The organism is Vibrio litoralis DSM 17657, assembly GCF_000426765.1.
Classification (GTDB): Bacteria; Pseudomonadota; Gammaproteobacteria; order Enterobacterales; family Vibrionaceae; genus Vibrio; species Vibrio litoralis.
The window spans coordinates 61,818-79,526 of the sequence record NZ_AUFZ01000017.1 but is presented as its reverse complement, the minus strand read 5'-3'; the positions used below and the strand labels follow the sequence as shown (position 1 = coordinate 79,526).

Genomic DNA, 17,709 nt, shown 5'->3' with positions numbered 1-17,709 from the left:
TTCCAATTGAACTTAAGTGTGTTTTTAAACATAGAATCTGAATCAAGATAACTGGTCGACTTCATCGCCGTAGAGAGTATGGAGAATGTCATCGGTTAACCCTGCTGGTGCGCCGTCATACACTACTTTGCCTTTTTCCAACCCAATCACGCGGGTGCAGTATTGGTGAACTAATTCGATGGAATGCAGGTTTACCATAACGGCAATACCCTCCCCACTGACTTTTTGCAGAGCGTCCATGATACGGGTGGTATTTTTAGGATCGAGCGAGGCAACGGGTTCATCCGCCAGTAAAATTTTTGGCTCTTGCATCAAGGCTCGACAAATAGCGACGCGCTGTTGTTGGCCGCCAGAGAGGTTTTCTGCACGTTGTAGAGCGTGAGGGAGGATTTTTAGCCATTTCAGTAATTCAATCGCTTTTACACGATCTTTATCATCAAAGACTTTAAACATGGATTTCCATGTTGGGGTATGACTTAAGCGACCAAGTAAGACATTGGTGATGACATCTAACCTAGGTACTAAGCAGAAGTTTTGGAAAATCATGCTGCATTGGCTGCGCCAGTGTCGTAGCTGCTTACGAGGCATGGTGATGACATTTTCATGCTCACCACTGACATCTAAAATTTCACCAGAGCTGGCGCTAATTGTACCGTTTAAGGTGTGTAGCATGGTTGATTTACCTGCACCAGAGCGACCAATTACCGCAACAAACTCACCTTCATATAAATCAAAACTGATGTTATCTAATACATTCTTACCACCCTTGTAGGCTTTGGTGAGTTGCTTGACGCACAAAACCTGCTTTTTGGCTTTAATTTTTGGTGATATTTGATCACTAAGATCATTGTCTTGTTCAAAAACTGGCTCAGGAGCGATAAAGTAATTTAGCGCGTTACTATCATTTGATTGGTACATAATCTCATTCTTCTTAATTCTCAAATCTGATATGAATTAAGAAGAAACACTGTGACACTTTAAATACAAATAAGTGACGGAATTGAAATATTAAGATTCGGAGGTGAGAAAATAAGGTCGACAAGTGATTGCTAGGCGGGGAAAGCCGGAGCTTAGATGAATGGACATATATTTTTGAAAATTTGACCGTATAAATTCATTTTTTGTGATGTTGAGCTCTAAAACAAAAAAACCTAACGCGCATTAGGTTTTTTTGGGGATGTTTAATTTACAGTAGCTGAGGTTATTGAGAACGGAATTACTTCTCTTGAGCTCTCTCAGTTTGCTGTTCAACGCATTCATTAACCAGTTGTTTTGGCTGCAAGCTCACTATTTTGTATTCACCCTGTAGGTTGCGAAATACTTTAGTAACATAAGCGGTACCATCATCTACGGTAAATGTAACTTTATAGTTCATTCCTGCCACAACTTGTTGCTCAACAGAAAGTATCTCTTTGAGCGTGTGGTTTCCTTCCATACTTGCGATAGCTAGTGATGCAGATTGCTTCGCTTCTGGCGTTATTTCAGCTTTTTGCCAACCGCCAACGAGCCCTTGAGCCGTTTCACATTGAACTTTCAATTCTGGATTAGTTTCTTGTTCTGGCTCTGATGAGCTACATGCAGATAAAACGATAGCGGCTGCAGATACAGCAAGTAATTTCTTATACATAGTAAAACCTTAAATTTTCTAGTTACTTGGGACATTATGTACGATGTTCATCGATTTCTATATAGGCTTCGTCAGTAATTTTAGCAATTTGTTTGTCATCTTCGGTTAGATTTTTGTTTTTCCAACTGCCCCTTGCAAACCAAGCGATAGAGAATAACGCAACAACGATATTGGTGATCGCAAATGACCACCAAATTCCTGATGCCTCAAGCTGAGTATGCTTTGACAATATATAAGCCAATGGAAACTGTACGACCCATTGGGAAAACAAAGAGATCAGCATGGTATTAAGCATGTTCCCCGATGCTCTAAACGCTGACACAACACACAATTGCACACCAATAAAGCCCCAGGTTAAGCACATAGTTCTAACAAATTGAGCGCCATGCTCTATCACTTGTGGATCATCTGGAATAAAGAAAGCAACACATTGCGGAGCAAAAATGTAGGCAAAAATACCTAGGATGGTCAACGCTACCCAGCCCCAAATCGTGCCTAAGATTGTGATTTGTGATGCTCTTTCAATGTTCTTAGCGCCAATGTTTTGTCCAACAAGCGTAGAGACCGCCATCGATAACCCCATAGCCGGAATAGTGACAATTTGCAGAATGGTCGAGCCTACTCCATAAGAGGCAATGGTGACAGTGCCAAAGCTTGCCACTAAGAAAGACATAATCATTAAGCCTAGTGCTCTTGCTGAAAGTTCAACCGAGCCTGGTGCGCCTAAGAAGAATGCCCTTTTAATGTATGACAGATCGGGTTTGAAGCTGGTTAGGGTTAAGTGAATACCATGTTTGCCACGGAAGAAAATACACATGCCAATTACTGCGGCGATAGCTTGGGTGACTAAGGTGGCTAATGCTGCGCCTTTTACCCCTAATCCTTCAAAGCTACCTAAGCCAAAGATGAAAAGAGGATCAAGTCCGAAGTTTAGAATCACCGTACCAAACACAATAATCAGTGGGATTTTTACCTGCCCGATACCACGCATGATTGATTGAAACATGGCATAGGTGAAAACAAATATCACACCAATAAACGATACGTGCATGTAGTCTAGTGCATCGTGATACACCGCCTCTTCTACACCAAGCAGCGTTAAAAAATGTGATGATAGAGCATAACCGGTGAGCCCTAAAACAATTGCGGTGACGACTACCATCAACATGGTTTGGGCGGCCACATGGTTGACCATTTTCTTATTTCCTGCCCCCATATACTGAGCAGATAACGTCGCGCCAGCCATTGCTAGCCCTGCGCCGAGTGCAATTACCAGAAAAGTGACAGGGTTACTTATTGATACCGCAGCAACTTGCGCCGCGCCTAAACGGCCAACCCAAAATGCATCGGTGAGTTGATAAGCAGATTGAAGTATTTGGGCAAGAACAATTGGAACAGCTAAGGAAAGTAAGGCCCTATTGATAGAGCCTTCAAACATATTCTGACGATTCATAAATGGGCTTCTTGGTGAGAAAGAAAATGAGCGATTAACCGCCCGCCAGTTTAACCGTATGCCCTTTTTTCTCTAGATGAGCTTTGATTTTATCTCGATTATCGCCTTGAATTTCAATGGTGCCATCTTTCACACTACCACCGCAGCCACACACTTTTTTTAGCTCGGCAGCCATTAATTTTAATTCGGTATCATTCATATCAAGACCAGTCACTATACAAACGCCCTTGCCTTTACGACCTTTGGTTTCTCTTTGAATGCGAACAATACCGTCGCCTTTTGGTCGTTGTTTAACTTCTTCTTCAGGTTTAATACGACCGACTTCGGTTGAATATACAAGTGACATAAGGCCTCTTTAATTACGGTTTATTTGTTTTCTATATACCCTTCGTACTTGATGCTGCAGCTTTGTTGCCAGCGCTCATTCCCCCCAATCGAATAGGCAAGCTATGCTCATGGGCCTTCACTCACTTGGCGCCTCACTACAACTCCAATTACTTTGGGTATAATAGTATAAGAAGTCACTACAAGATGCTATTTTCAGTATGCACTACCGCTCATTTAGTAAGGTAAATGATGAGAAAGAACATTCCATTGATGTCAGACCCTGCCCAATTAAAAGAAAGTATTAAATTGTTTTCCAAACCGATTGGTTATCAAGATTTTGTCGAGTTAACTCACAGCCTATATTCGCATAACTCTTTGCTTTCGATGGTTAATGATTGGAATCGCTTTGTTGAATTTTGTATCACTCGTCATGTCAATCCGCTGCCCGCTTCGGTGACTGCTATTCGCTTATTTTTAGAGCATGAAGGCAAGCAAAGAAAATATGCCTCTATCCGTCGCTACAGCTTAACTATTGGTTTAATACACCGCTTACATTCACTTCCAGAACCGACTAACCATAGACAAATACACTTCACTTTATCGGCATTACGTAATATGAAAAAAGGTGACGCCGCTCAAGCGACTCCTTTTACCGAAAAGCATCTTAATGAACTATTTAAATGCTTAGGTGAAAGTGATTCAATAAAAGATCTGCGTGATTTGTTGATATATAGCCTAATGTTTGAATGTTTTTTAAAGCGTGGGCAATTGCGAGACTTAACATTAGAACAGTTAGATTTATCTAGTGATGAATGTGCTCAGTTGATGATTGGAGAGAATACTTATCAGCTGACCCCAAGAACTAGCCAATTACTTCAAAAATGGTTAACTGTGTTGGGCGATGAGTACCAAGGTGCTTTATTTTGTCGAATCGATAAACATGGCAACCTAGGGAGCGAATCGTTAAATGATTCATCAATTTATCGCGTATTTCGCCGAGCGAGTGATCTTCTTAACCTACCTCAGCATCTAGCGTTTTCTGGGCAATCAAGCCGAGTTGGAGCCAGTCAGGATTTATATAAGAAAGGTTATAATTTACGACAAATTCAGCAGTTGGGGCGTTGGACGAGTGCCGTTATGCCGGCTCAGTATATTGGTAAATATGCCCTATCAGAATCTGAACAACTTGTGTTTAAAAAAATAAAAAGCTGGGATTAACCAGCTTTTATCTATTGCCGAGCTTTACGTGATTAGGCTTATTTTAAGCTGCTTTTAATCGAGCTTTCTAAGAAATAACTGAACTTATGACCGTTATGTTCCATTAATTTAGGGAACATGGAGATTGGCGTCATACCCGGAAAGGTATTCACTTCATTTAAGTAGATATCGCCTTCTTCGGTTAAAAAGAAATCAATACGTGACAGGTTCTTCAAATTCATATGCGTAAATACTTTACGTGAATAGTCTTGAATTGCCTGTTGCTCAGCGTCGCTAAGCCCTTGAGCTTCTAATACAGTCGATGAGTGGCTATCTGCACTGTATTTTTCATCGTAAGTATAAAACACACCGTCGGGCGCAATGACTTCACCTGGCTTGGTGATCACCAGTTCGCCATCAAGTTGATAGGCAGCAACTTCCAATTCTCTTGGTTTTACCGATTTTTCAATAAGCACTTGATCTGAGTAAGTAAATGCCTCGCGAACTGCTTGTGCTAACTTGGCTTTTTCAGTCACGCTGTAGCAACCTACTGATGAGCCTTGTCTTGCCGCTTTAACGAAAACCTTTCCCCATAAATCAAAGACTTGTTCAGCAATTTGAATTGACTGCTCATTGTTTTCGGTTAAAAAACGATATGGTGTATTGGGGATGCCTAAAGCGTCATACCATAATTTTGAAGTGATCTTGTTAAAGCTATTAGAGCTTGCTTCTGGGCCACAGCCTAAATATGGAATGTTGGCCATTTCAAACAAGGATTGAATATCGCCAGTTTCACCGGGGAAACCATGAATACAAGGCACAACAAAATCAATTGCATGTGAAGGGAAATCTTCGCCTTTTAAGCAAGAATGAGCAATATCCAGTTCCACTTTCTCTCCAGAAGAAACAAACCAAGCGTCTGTTTTTATTTCAACTTTAATGACGTTGAAATCTGGAGTGAGATTAAGTTGTTGCTCAAGGTATTGGGCTGAAACCAGTGACACTTCATGTTCAGAAGAGCCACCACCACATAAAAGTAAAATATTTATCATCTTAATGTCGACGCTGTTTATGTTAACGCTATAGATTAATCATAATGCTTTATCGTTCGAAGAGCAGTACAAAATCGCGTTAAAGTCCTAAATCATCATAAAAAAGGAGCGCGTCAGCACTCCTTTGTTTGTTTTTTATTCTATACCCTTCGTACTTGAAGATGCAGCTTTGTTGACTGCGTTCATTCACCCCAATCATTTAGGCAAGCTAAACTCATGGGGCCTCATTCACTTGTCGCCTCACTGCAACTCCAGTTACTTTGGGTATAGTTTTAGAATTTTAATCTCTTATGGTAGTTTTTTCAGCGTTGGATACTGTGAATTAGTAATCGATTTTACACTTTTCACAAATGGGCCCATGTTTTGGTAGCTTGCCGGTAGTCGCATAATGGCATCTTTCGCTTCTTCTGCCGTTTTAAAGTTACCAAATAATAAGCTGTGCCATTGTTTACCATTAACTGTTTTTACGTTTTCCCACTTAGGCTGATTTTCTGGCAAGCCTTTTGCTGTATTGGTTAAGAATTTCTCACTTTGCAGAGCCGCTACTTGAACAAGGTAGTTACCCGCTGCTGGTTGAGTAACATCATTTTGTTCTGGGTAAAATACTTTAACGGTTGATTCAGAAGATTCTGCTTTGGTTTCTTCTTCCGCTGGAGGACTCAATTTAACGACTTTTTTACCTGATTCTGTCTGTGCTTTAGGTGCCGCTGGTTCAACCATGCTTGGTTCTGCTGCTTGGGTTGAATCTGCAGTGAAATCTTGCTCTAAAGGCGCTTCAGATTCAGTGATTGGTTGAGATACTTCATCGGTTTTATAAGTTTCTTGATACGTTTCTGTAGACACTTCGTCATCGTAATTTGCCGATGAACAAGCTGCTAAAAATAGAACGGATAGAGAGATAATAGCTATTTTTTTCATAGTAAGACCAAAGTGTTATAAAAAACTTTTAATATCATGCCTCTGACATACCGGAATATCAAGGTGATTAAGGGGGTGAAAGTAATATGTTTGTAAATTTATTTTCCATTGAGGTTACTTAAGGATAATTAATTATAGCGATAGATCACATTGATGCTCTTGTGAAGCGGATTCGACGTTAATATTGATTATGATATTGGTAAGTTTTGTATAAATATCAGGTGGAAGAATGCTAACGTTAGATAAACTGTTAAAGCCAAAGTCTGTTGCGGTGATTGGTGCTTCACAGCGCCCTTTTCGCGCCGGTTCTATCGTTATGCAAAATTTGCTCAGTGGTGGTTTTCAAGGCGCTATCATGCCAGTGACCCCAAAGTATCAATCCGTGAGTGGTGTCCTTGCCTATTCTAGTATTGATCAGTTACCACTGATTCCCGATCTCGCCATCATTTGTACTAAAGCGAAATACAATAAAGCTATTTTTACTGAATTAGCAGCTAAAGGTGCTGGTGTGGTGATCGTGGTTTCATCGGATATGTACCAATCTGAGCAAGATTCAGCGCAAAGTATCGATGAAGAGTGTTTAGCTATCGCACGTCAATCGGGTATGCGAGTGTTAGGGTCTAACAGTTTGGGATTAATACTCCCTTGGGCTAAGTTAAATGCCTCCCTCTCCCCAGTGACAGCGTCACAAGGTAACATTGCCTTTATTTCTCAATCTGCGGCAGTGTGTACCACCATTCTTGATTGGGCGACTGATAAACAAATTGGTTTCTCGGCTTTTGTATCGCTTGGCAATGCCGTTGATATAGATTTTCCTGAGTTGTTAGATAGCTTATCTGTTGATAGTAAAACTTCCGCTATTTTGCTTTATGTTGACTCGATTAAAGATGCCAGAGCCTTTATGTCAGCAGCTCGGAGCGCGTCACGTAATCGTCGGATCTTGGTTTTAAAATCAGGACGTAGTGTTGAAGGTCAGCAAGCCGCTTCACTACATACGCGTGGCCAGCAAAGCATCGACATTATTTATGACTCTGCAATTAAGCGCTCTGGCATGCTACGAGTAAACAATACGCATGAACTGTTTGCCGCTTTAGAAACCTTGACTCATTCGGTTCCACTACGTGGTGAGCGTTTAGCGATTATGACCAATGGCGGCGGCCCCGGTATTATGGCGGTTGATGAATTGATTCACCGTGGCGGTAAGCTCGCGACATTAACAGAAGATACCATTGAGCAATTAAATCAAATCCTACCGCCAAGCTGGTCGCACAGTAACCCTATTGATCTTGTTGGTGATGCGGATAGTCAGCGTTATGCAAAGGCAATGGATATTCTGCTCGATAGTGATGCGATTGATGCCATATTAGTCATGCACAGCCCTTCTGCTATTTCTCATCCAACACAAACCGCTCAAGCCTTGATTGAAACGATAAAGCAGCATAAAAAGAGTCGACGTTTTAATATTTTGACTAATTGGTCTGGTGAAAGCACGGCAAAAGAAGCGCGTTCCTTGTTTACTCAGGCGGGTATTCCTACCTATCGAACCCCAGAAGGTGCGGTCGGTGCTTATATGCACTTGGTCGAGTACCGACGTAATCAAAGGCAATTAATGGAAACCCCTTCTTCTGTTGAATCACGCAATCCTGAGCAATTATTACAAGCGCAAAGTTGGATTCAGTCCCAGCTTGAAGAATCGATTAGCCTGTTTGATTCTCATCAAATTGATGGCTTACTAAAAAGTTATAACATTTCGGTGCTTCCGACGTGGTTAGCCTCAGATGCCAGTGAAGCGGTGCATATCAGTGAAAAAATTGGTTATCCGGTAGCGGTGAAATTACGTTCCCCAGATATTGTGCACAAATCAGAAGTGCAAGGCGTAATGCTGAATTTACGCAATGCCAATGAAGTTGCTAGTGCCACTCAAGCTATTATGGATAGAACATCACTACTCTATCCTTCCGCCTTAATTCATGGCGTTTCGGTGCAAAGCATGGCAAGTCGAGCCGGTTCGCAAGAGTTAAGAATTCGCATCGAAACCGATCCTATTTTTGGTCCGGTGATCATGCTAGGTCAAGGCGGTACGGAATGGGATGTGACTGAAGATGCTTCGGTTGCCCTATTGCCTTTAAATATGGCACTAGCACGTTACTTAGTGATACGAGCTATGCGGGTTGGCAAATTGCGATTAGAACAGCTGCCAAATCCAGTCGATACTATCGCTTTATGTGAACTATTAGTTCGTTTATCGCAAATGGTTATCGATAATCCTGAAATTCTTAGTTTAGATTTGCATCCACTATTAGCCGCAGGAAATGAATTTACTGTTATTGATGCCCGCTTAGAGTTACGAGCTGCCAATGGCAATAAAAGGCAACGTTTAGCTATTAAGCCTTACCCGGTCGAACATGAAGAAGTGACACAACTTAAGAACGGCCAGCGTTGTTTGGTGCGTCCAGTATTACCAGAAGACGAAGAAAAGATGGCTTCGTTTATCACCCAAGTTTCTCGTGAGGATTTGTATAAGCGTTTCTTCTCAGATGTTGGCGAATTCAATCACGAGGCTTTGGCCAATTTAACTCAAATTGATTACGACCGAGAAATGGCCTTTGTTGCCACACAAACTAATGAGCAAAACCAAGAGATCTTACTAGGTGTTGCTAGAGTGATCGCCGATTCTCACAACTATGACGCAGAGTTCTCGATTTTGATTCGTTCTGACTTAAAAGGCATTGGGCTTGGAAGATTGCTGATGGAAAAACTCATTGCTTATAGTCAAACCAAAGGCACTGTTCGCTTAACCGGAATAACAATGCCATCTAACAAAGGTATGGTGCAGTTAGCCAAAAAGTTGAACTTCAAAACAGAAACCCACTTTGAAGATAACATTGTTGATATGCTTTTAATTCTCTAAAAAGCAGTGGGTATTTTTATATCCACTGCCAGCTGTCTAGGGCCTGTTGATCTTAGTGAAGGTTGGCGACTTTCCAGTGCTTTTTAAGGTACTGAATACACCAAGACTTCGCTTTGCCCATTTTGTTGCGTCGCCATGCAATCACCATTTCTACCAGTTGAGCATCACTACCTTCAATCACTTTGAGTTTACCCTGTTCAATTAGCGGTTCCGCGATATGCATCGGTAGTGTACCTATTCCCAATCCTGCACATAAGGCTTCTACTTTGGCGGGGAAATTACTGACGGTTAATCTAGGCTGGTCATCTTCTAAATTCTTACTTAATACCGGAGAGGTCCGCGCAGAATCAGCAACCGCAATGGCACGATATTTGTTACGAGTCGTTTGGTCAAAGGTCGACGTTCTCTTATGAACGATGTGACCCGGTTCGGCCACCCACACCATATTAATCGTCCCTATAGATTCAATTTTTAAATCAATCGGCGTGTGTTCCATCTTTGCACAAACTAGCAAATCGGCACGACCATAAGTTAGAGCTTCCCAACAGCCAGCGAGAATCTCTTCTTGTATTTTAACCCGAGTTTTTGAATGGTTTTCTAATTCTTTCACTAATGGAAAGAAAAATTCAACCGGCAGCAAATCATAAGCAATGGAGATTTCTAATTCCCAGCCGTGTGCCAGTATATTGGCATCTTCGACTAATTCATGCGCCGCAGAAAGAATCGAACGCCCTCTTTCTAGCAGTAACTGACCTGCATCGGTAAATACTGCTTTGTGGCCGGAACGATCAAAAATAACAAGGTCGAGATCTTGTTCTAGCTTTTGCACCTGATAACTCAAAGATGATGGCGCACGATTCAATTCGTTGGCAGCTGCAGCGAAACTACCTCTCCTAGCAATGGCATCTAATACTTGCAGTGCTTCTAGTGTAATACTGTTGTTCAAATCATTTTTCCTTACGCTAATTCAGAGCACCTATTCATTAAAGATTGCATTAAATGTGAAGAAGATCACAACTTACGCAACTGGATGACGTATAAGTGAACTTTTGCATGTGAAGTTCAATTTGTTGATTTTAAATGAATTTATCTTTATCCACTAACCATTTACATGAGGGATTTACTTATTACTGCAATACAAATGATAGTTATTATCATTCTTATTTATTAGAATGCATTCAACACTAAACATAGGGAATGGAATAACTATATGTACACCCACAAATTAAAACCAACATTACTTGCAATTACCATTGCTTCCACTTTAACTCCAGCAGCTTATGCGGCACAAGAATTAACTGCGCTTCAAGAAGTGGTTGTTTCAGCAACTCGAACTGAGCAAGACATCAAGGATGTGTCCTCTTCGGTTAAAACGGTTTCGTCGAATGATGTCGATAATCAAATGGCGACTGATCCACAGCAAGCATTGAAATATACCCCAGGGGTTGATGCTGAAGGGACAGGTCGATTTGGCATCTCGGGATACAACATTCGAGGAATGGAAGATTCACGCGTTAAAGTGATGGTCGATGGTGTTGAACAACCGGTTCCATACAACCCAGGAGCAACCGAACAACGCTCCTACCCTAACAATATCGAAGTCGATACTTTAAGCGCGATTGAAGTGAATAAAGGCCCTTCTTCTACCCTTTATGGTTCTGATGCACTAGGCGGTGCAGTACTATTCAAAACCAAAGATCCTTCTGATGTTTTAGTAACCGACGGCGATGAAAATCGTTTTGGTCTTAAATCCTCATATACTTCAGCCGATGAAACATTGAAAAATACCCTTACATGGGCGATGAGATATGGTGATTTAGAAACTCTACTAATGATGACTTATGCTGATGGCCAAGAAACTGAAACGCACTCTGATGGTGATGATATTTCTGGTATTGGACGTGGCCAAGCGGATCCAGCTGATAAAGATATTAGTAATCTACTTGCTAAAGCTTATTATCAAGTGAATGAAGCTCATCGTATTGGTGTCTCGTTAGAGTACTACCTGAGAAATTACGATGAAGATGAATTGTCATACGATGGTTACTCTATTTCAATGCCCGGTATGGGCCCAATGATCACTTATTCTAATAGCTATAATGAGGATAAATCAGAGCGACTACGTGTTGGGGTTAACCATCAATGGCTAATGGATGCTGCGGTTGCTGATAGCTTAAATTGGTCGCTTAACTACCAACAAAGCGATTCTTTAAGTAAGAACTATGACACTACCACTGGCATGATGGGCAGTGGCGAGCGAATGCGTGAACGTGACGCTACCGATAAAAGCGTTCAGTTTGATTCTCAATTCGATAAACTTGTTGAATTTAATAACCATTATCATCAATTTACTTATGGTGCCTCTTTTATTCACGATAAGTTTGAATTGGATAATACTGATTATAAATATGATTTAGGTACCGTTGGACCAGGTAGCACGGGAATGCCAGATGCGACCTTGACCAAATGGGGGATCTACTTCCAAGACCAAGCTTTCTTTTTACAAGAGCGCTTAATCCTAACTGCCGGTATTCGTTATGATTCGTTTAAAACAGAACCTGAAACCGATGATGGATTTGCTACCGATTACCCAGATAGTGATAGTGATGCTGTGACGGGTAAATTAGGTTCGGTATATCACTTCAGTGATGGGTTCAGTGGTTTTGCTCAAATAAGCCAAGGCTTTAAAGCTCCTACTGTTTATGATCTTTACTATTTTTATAATCAAGGAGCGATTGTTGAACCTAACCCAGATCTAAAACCAGAAAAGAGCATTTCTTATGAAGCGGGTTTCCGTGGCCGTAGTGAAAGTACTCGTTTCGAAATTGTCGGTTTCTATAATGACTACTCTGACTTTATCAGTGATACTAATCTTGGTACTGATGCGAGCAGTGGCAAAGATAAGTATACTAAAGAAAATATTAACAAAGCGGAGATTTATGGTGCGGAATTCTCATCAACAACCATGTTAGATACCGCGTTCGGTGCACCACAAGGTTTCTACTCCAAGGTTTCTGTTGCTTATGCCGAAGGTCGAGATAAAGACACGGGTGAGCACCTTGATTCTGTGGCTCCACTAACCGGTAATCTTGGTTTAGGTTATGACAGCCTTAACTCCGTATTCGGTGGCTTACTTAACGTCACAATGGCCGCGAGTAAAGATGATTGGTCTAACGATGAATATAAAGATGCACCGGGATATACTTTGGTGGACTTAACTGCGTATTACCGCCCTATTAATGATTTAACGCTTCGTGCGGGTTTATTTAATGCGTTTGATAAGAAATATTGGCATTACTCTGATCTAGAACGTGGTAACACGCCGGGATCAAAGAATGTTGATTTTTATACTCAACCAGGTCGCAACTGGGGTGTCAGTTTAGATTACCAATTTTAACATCCCAATTTAAACCATAAATGAAGGCTCTTATTTCACAATAGGAGCCTTTTTGTTTCACTACTATGCTGAATACTCTTTTTAAGAACAATGTATAAACGGCAGGCAACAAAAAAGCCAGCAATCGCTGACTTTTATTAAGTTAATCAATTTACACTAAAAGTAGTATTAAAGTGTATGTAAATGATTATAAATTATGATTGTTTAGACATCTCATGCTTTACCATTACTGCACTTGCAACAATAAAAGCAATGATCAGACCTAGTGATAATGACATGTTTTTCCCCAGATTTAAGTAGACTAAAAGTAGCCCTAAAGTAAAAATCGAGGGAATTATAACCATATTTGTTATCAAAATGTAGTGAGAAGTTTGTTTTTGCGAGCAATCCACTATTTTGAGCTAAAAAAGAGCAACTTAACATTGCCCTTTTTAATCGTTTGTTTCTTATGCTTCAGGGTAACCTTGTGGGTTATTAGATTGCCAACGCCAAGTATCTTCTGTCATTTGTTCTAATGAACGTGTCGCCTTCCAATGCAAATCCGCTTCTGCTTTGGCGGGATCGGCCCAACACTCAGCAATATCACCAGGACGGCGATCAACAATTTTATAAGGTACCTTCTTACCCGATGCTTTTTCGAACGCATTAACCATTTCTAGCACGCTATTGCCATTACCTGTACCTAGGTTATAAATATGAAGACCTTGCTTGCTTCCTACATGTTTAAGCGCAGCTAAATGACCATCCGACAAGTCCATCACATGGATATAGTCACGCACACCCGTACCGTCAGGGGTTGGGTAATCGCCACCAAACACAGATAAAAACTCGCGACGACCTACCGCAACTTGAGAAACAAAAGGCATCAGGTTATTCGGAATGCCTTGAGGATCTTCCCCTAGTTCACCTGATGGATGAGAACCGACAGGATTGAAATAGCGTAATAACGTAATACTCCAATCTGGATTGGCTTTTTGGAAGTCTGTTAAGCATTCTTCTACAATTAATTTACTACGGCCATAAGGATTGGTCGCGCTGGTTGGGAAATCTTCTAAAATTGGCACGGAAGCAGGATCGCCATATACTGTGGCTGAAGAGCTGAAAATTAATGATTTAACGCCAGCGTCACGCATGGCATCAACAAGAACTAAAGTACCGTGAACATTGGTGTCGTAATACTCTAGTGGTTTTTCAACCGACTCACCGACTGCTTTTAAACCTGCAAAATGAATGACAGATTCAATATCGTATTGTTTTAAAACTTGGCTGATTGCTTGCTTGTCGCGGATGTCACCTTCAACAAAAATAGGGCGAACACCGGATACTTTTTCAATGCGATCGAGTACGGTTGATTTACTATTATATAAGTTATCAAAAATGATTGGCGTCATGCCTGCTTCAATCATTTGAATACAAGTGTGACTGCCTATATAACCCATTCCACCGGTGACTAAAACAAACATAAAAGCCTCTATCTCAACAAATTATTACTTGGGTCTAACCTTACAACATTGTGCCTTGTAGATATACCCTTGGGGTGTCAATATTAAAATCTCAAAGATACATAATAGACTATGATTGGTGCGTAAAAATGACACTGGAATCGGAAAAATTAAAACTCAATTGTGATATGGGGGAAAGCTTTGGTCATTGGGTGATGGGAAAAGATGAAGCCATTATTCCTTATGTCCATATGGCTAACATAGCCTGTGGTTTCCATGCTTCTGATCCTGACACAATGGCAAAAACCATTCAACTTGCCGTTAAGCACAGTGTCAGTATTGGCGCCCACCCTTCATATCAGGATTTATTAGGCTTTGGTCGACGCTCGATTGCGCATACACCAGAACAAATTTCCCATCTCATTAGCTACCAAGTTGGCGCGATTCAAAGCCTTGCCGTGCTTTATGATACGCAAGTTGATTATGTGAAACCTCATGGCGCTTTGTATAACGATATGATGGTGGATCTTGAGGTTTTTGAAGCGATTGTGCAGGCTGTCATGCCGACAGGGCTTCCCTTAATGGTGTTAGCTAAAAAAGATAATACCGCCTACCTAGATATTGCCGATGAGTATAATGTACCGCTGCTTTTTGAAGCTTTTGCTGACCGCGCTTATAAAGATGATGGTTCGTTAGTTCCTCGAAATAAACCTAATGCGGTACACCAAAATGCGGAAGATATTTTTTACCAAGCGATGCAGTTGGCAAATTTCGGAACCGTCACAACTATTAAAGGGCATGCGCTCGAATTACAAGCGGATACCCTTTGTGTTCACGGTGATAATGAGGAATCCATCGCTGTAGTTGAGCGAATTTATACCGCACTCACTCAACCTATCATTTAAGAATAGTTGAACTTAATCAGTAGATTGAGCTCGAAAAAGTGTATCGAGCTGATCGACCACTTCTACCCAGTCGGCATCCTCTTTCTTGGCTTCTTTAATAAAGTTTGATTGTGATGCATTCCAAAAAGACGCTCGGTGTAAAGGCTGAGTATGATCGAGCTCCTTTGCATGTTTGGAAATAAAGGCCTCAATGTCTTGCTTAGTACTTGATAACCCAAGCTGTTCAAATAAGGTTTCTAATGTTTGTTTATGCATTTCCATAAGCTACCTCTTCAATTCGTATTTGTTTAAAGCATAGATCAATATTCATTCATTGCAGGCTTTGCGTTTAGATTGAATATAATGAGTGAAAAGCATACCCATTACCATAGCCGAAACAAAAGCCATCAAACTTAAGTTAAGCGTTGATAATGATGCTAAAGCTGGACCTGGGCAGATCCCGGCAATTCCCCAACCTAGTCCAAATAAACTGGCACCAAGGATCAGTTTACGATCCACAACTTTACTCTTAGTGATACAGAACTCTGTTTGATCAAGCGGCTTTTGTCTTGCCTTAATAACAAAATGGTACATTGGAGTAAAGATCAGTAATGCTCCTCCCATCACAAAAGCCAAATCGACTTTCCATGCGCCTGCTACATCGAGAAAGGCGATAACTTTAACTGGGTTGACCATATCTGAAATCACCATGCCAGCGCCAAAAAGCAAGCCTGCTATCAATGGAATAAAAGAATAACGTTTCATATTAATTCACCTATAAAACATGTAATCGAATGTAAACAGTGACTGCTGCCACTAACATAAAAGTGAGTGTGGCGATCATAGATCGGATAGAAAACCGCCCCATTCCACAAATGCCATGACCACTCGTACAGCCATTACCTAACTTGGTTCCAAGACCAACTAGTAAACCAGCCAGTAGCATAGTCACAATAGAGCTAGAGTAATGAGCAGGAATACCGGATAACTCCGGTTGGACAAGCCAATTTGTCAAGAAACCGCCAGCAATCAAGCCAATGATAAATTGAATTCGCCAGCCTTTATCTACCGATGATGGCGTTATTGCACCGCTAACAATCCCACTAATTCCAGCTACCTTTCCTTTAAATAACATAAGGATAGTTGCAGAAATACCGAGCAGCATCCCACCGAATAAAGCACTCCAAGGAATGGTCATAATTACCTCTTGATGATTAATATTTTCAATTATTATATTAGTAAATATTAATTTAGAAAAGGCTTAATATCGTGGCGATGTGATAAAAAACGTCCATGGATTTCTCCTATGGACGTTTTAAAAGGTGTATCAGTAGTTATTTATTACTTTTGATAGGCCTTACAATGCTCGATGGCTTCTTCCAACAATTGTAGAGCTGTTTTATCACAAGGCTCTAGTTCCGCTGTTTGTGCTTCGGTAGGTGTGACTCTATCGCCCCACTTAATCATGCCTGCGCCCCAGGTTAAACCTGCACCAAATGCGGCAACAAGAATATTCATATTCGGTTTTACAAATCCTTGTTCAACGGCTTCGCATAAAGCGATAGGAACCGTTGCTGCGGAAGTATTACCGTATTTTTGAATATTTACGAAAGCTTTATCTTGAGAAATACCTGCAAAATCACACAAGGTTTGGATGATACGAATATTGGCCTGATGAGGTACCACACAATCAATTTCTTCTTTGGTTAAACCGGAACGTTCAAGTACGTTTTGCGTCGCGGCACTCATGCCTTTTACTGCACGTTTAAAGATATCTTTACCGATAAAATCAAAACTCCAGTGACCACTATCTTGATCAAAACGATCCATGGCAGTACCAAACTTAGGAATAGCAAGAATGTCACGCCCTTCCGCATCACAGCCTAATGAAGCCTGCTGAAGTCCGACAGAGTTATCTTGTTCACGTCGAGATAGTACAACTGCGCCTGCGCCATCACCAAACAATACCGCGGTATCACGTTGGGTCCAGTTTAGATAAAACGATAAGTGTTCTGCACCAATAACAATCGCATTACGATAATTACCCGCTTGGATTAGCCGAGTTGCAGTTTCTAAACCATAAAGGAAACCAGTACAAGCTGCGTTGAGATCAAAGGCGGCAGCGGCTTGGATACCAAGGTTACTTTGCACTTTCGACGCAGTATTTGGAATCAAGGTATCCGGTGAGCATGTTGCGACAATAATACAATCAACGTCATTGGCGGTGATTCCCGCCGCTTGCATGGCATTTTTGGCTGCTACTGTTGCAAGATCAGATGTCTCTACATGGCTAATGCGGCGACTTTCAATTCCGGTACGAGAGCGGATCCATTCATCGGAGGTTTCTAAAAATGTACTTAAATCGTTATTAGTCAAAACAGCAGGTGGTAGACACTTTCCCCACCCTGTAATTTCTGCGTAAACGTTCGCCATAAAAAACACCTTATTAATTTTATTGTTTTATTTTTGTTTATTTCAAACTTGTAAATATTATACGATAG

Annotated in this window: 16 protein-coding genes; 4 read left to right on the top strand and 12 right to left on the bottom strand. The window is 41.0% G+C overall.

Going from position 1 to position 17,709, the window contains the following annotated elements; genetic code table 11:
* Window positions 1-42: 42 nt before the first annotated feature.
* From phnC to yciH, 4 genes are all read right to left on the bottom strand, one after another.
* Window positions 43-918 carry a phosphonate ABC transporter ATP-binding protein gene (phnC, locus tag K358_RS0105815; RefSeq protein WP_027695937.1) on the bottom strand — a complete coding sequence of 292 codons (876 nt, stop codon included), beginning with the start codon at window positions 916-918 and terminating at the stop codon, window positions 43-45.
* A 298-nt stretch (window positions 919-1,216) separates the two neighbouring features.
* On the bottom strand, window positions 1,217-1,627 hold the full coding sequence (locus K358_RS18130) for a cystatin domain-containing protein (protein WP_051241213.1): 411 nt from the start codon (window positions 1,625-1,627) through the stop codon (window positions 1,217-1,219).
* A 34-nt stretch (window positions 1,628-1,661) separates the two neighbouring features.
* Complete coding sequence (locus K358_RS0105805; RefSeq protein WP_027695936.1) at window positions 1,662-3,080, bottom strand: MATE family efflux transporter; 1,419 nt, start codon at window positions 3,078-3,080, stop codon at window positions 1,662-1,664.
* 34 nt (window positions 3,081-3,114) lie between these two features.
* Entirely contained in the window at window positions 3,115-3,426 is a 312-nt protein-coding gene (gene yciH, locus K358_RS0105800; RefSeq protein WP_027695935.1) for a stress response translation initiation inhibitor YciH, read from the bottom strand.
* A gap of 230 nt (window positions 3,427-3,656) precedes the next feature.
* Here yciH and K358_RS0105795 point away from each other — a divergent pair, with 230 nt between their 5' ends.
* Window positions 3,657-4,625, top strand: a complete 969-nt coding sequence (locus tag K358_RS0105795; protein WP_027695934.1) for a tyrosine-type recombinase/integrase — start codon at window positions 3,657-3,659, stop codon at window positions 4,623-4,625.
* A gap of 38 nt (window positions 4,626-4,663) precedes the next feature.
* On the opposite strand, the gene K358_RS0105790 is transcribed toward K358_RS0105795, so the two are convergent.
* Window positions 4,664-5,662, bottom strand: coding sequence for a D-alanine--D-alanine ligase (locus tag K358_RS0105790; protein ID WP_156888691.1), 999 nt, complete (start codon window positions 5,660-5,662; stop codon window positions 4,664-4,666).
* A 282-nt stretch (window positions 5,663-5,944) separates the two neighbouring features.
* The gene (locus K358_RS0105785) at window positions 5,945-6,574 is read right to left on the bottom strand and encodes an SPOR domain-containing protein (RefSeq protein ID WP_027695932.1); all 630 of its coding nucleotides are present in this window, start codon (window positions 6,572-6,574) and stop codon (window positions 5,945-5,947) included.
* 229 nt (window positions 6,575-6,803) lie between these two features.
* Between K358_RS0105785 and K358_RS0105780 the strand changes: the two genes are divergently transcribed.
* A complete protein-coding gene (locus K358_RS0105780; RefSeq protein WP_027695931.1) occupies window positions 6,804-9,485 on the top strand; it encodes a bifunctional acetate--CoA ligase family protein/GNAT family N-acetyltransferase in 2,682 nt (893 codons plus the stop codon).
* Window positions 9,486-9,537: 52 nt separating this feature from the next.
* Here K358_RS0105780 and K358_RS0105775 read toward each other — a convergent pair whose 3' ends face one another.
* A complete protein-coding gene (locus K358_RS0105775) occupies window positions 9,538-10,431 on the bottom strand; it encodes a LysR family transcriptional regulator (protein WP_027695930.1) in 894 nt (297 codons plus the stop codon).
* A 264-nt stretch (window positions 10,432-10,695) separates the two neighbouring features.
* On the opposite strand from K358_RS0105775, the gene K358_RS0105770 reads away from it, so the two are divergent.
* Complete coding sequence (locus tag K358_RS0105770; protein WP_027695929.1) at window positions 10,696-12,882, top strand: TonB-dependent hemoglobin/transferrin/lactoferrin family receptor; 2,187 nt, start codon at window positions 10,696-10,698, stop codon at window positions 12,880-12,882.
* 446 nt (window positions 12,883-13,328) lie between these two features.
* Here the strand turns inward: K358_RS0105770 and galE are convergent, their stop codons facing one another.
* Window positions 13,329-14,345 (bottom strand): UDP-glucose 4-epimerase GalE, encoded by a 1,017-nt coding sequence (galE, locus tag K358_RS0105765; RefSeq protein WP_027695928.1) that lies wholly within the window; start codon window positions 14,343-14,345, stop codon window positions 13,329-13,331.
* A 128-nt stretch (window positions 14,346-14,473) separates the two neighbouring features.
* On the opposite strand from galE, the gene K358_RS0105760 reads away from it, so the two are divergent.
* Window positions 14,474-15,229, top strand: a complete 756-nt coding sequence (locus tag K358_RS0105760; RefSeq protein WP_038149869.1) for a 5-oxoprolinase subunit PxpA — start codon at window positions 14,474-14,476, stop codon at window positions 15,227-15,229.
* A 12-nt stretch (window positions 15,230-15,241) separates the two neighbouring features.
* Here K358_RS0105760 and K358_RS0105755 read toward each other — a convergent pair whose 3' ends face one another.
* The 4 genes from K358_RS0105755 to K358_RS0105740 all read right to left on the bottom strand — a co-directional run bounded on the left by K358_RS0105755 (window position 15,242) and on the right by K358_RS0105740 (window position 17,641).
* On the bottom strand, window positions 15,242-15,490 hold the full coding sequence (locus K358_RS0105755; RefSeq protein ID WP_027695926.1) for a DUF2789 family protein: 249 nt from the start codon (window positions 15,488-15,490) through the stop codon (window positions 15,242-15,244).
* Window positions 15,491-15,535: 45 nt separating this feature from the next.
* The gene (locus tag K358_RS0105750) at window positions 15,536-15,973 is read right to left on the bottom strand and encodes a YeeE/YedE family protein (protein ID WP_027695925.1); all 438 of its coding nucleotides are present in this window, start codon (window positions 15,971-15,973) and stop codon (window positions 15,536-15,538) included.
* 10 nt (window positions 15,974-15,983) lie between these two features.
* Complete coding sequence (locus K358_RS0105745; protein ID WP_027695924.1) at window positions 15,984-16,406, bottom strand: YeeE/YedE family protein; 423 nt, start codon at window positions 16,404-16,406, stop codon at window positions 15,984-15,986.
* Window positions 16,407-16,549: 143 nt separating this feature from the next.
* Window positions 16,550-17,641, bottom strand: a complete 1,092-nt coding sequence (locus K358_RS0105740; protein ID WP_027695923.1) for a ketoacyl-ACP synthase III — start codon at window positions 17,639-17,641, stop codon at window positions 16,550-16,552.
* Between the last annotated feature and the right edge of the window lie 68 nt (window positions 17,642-17,709).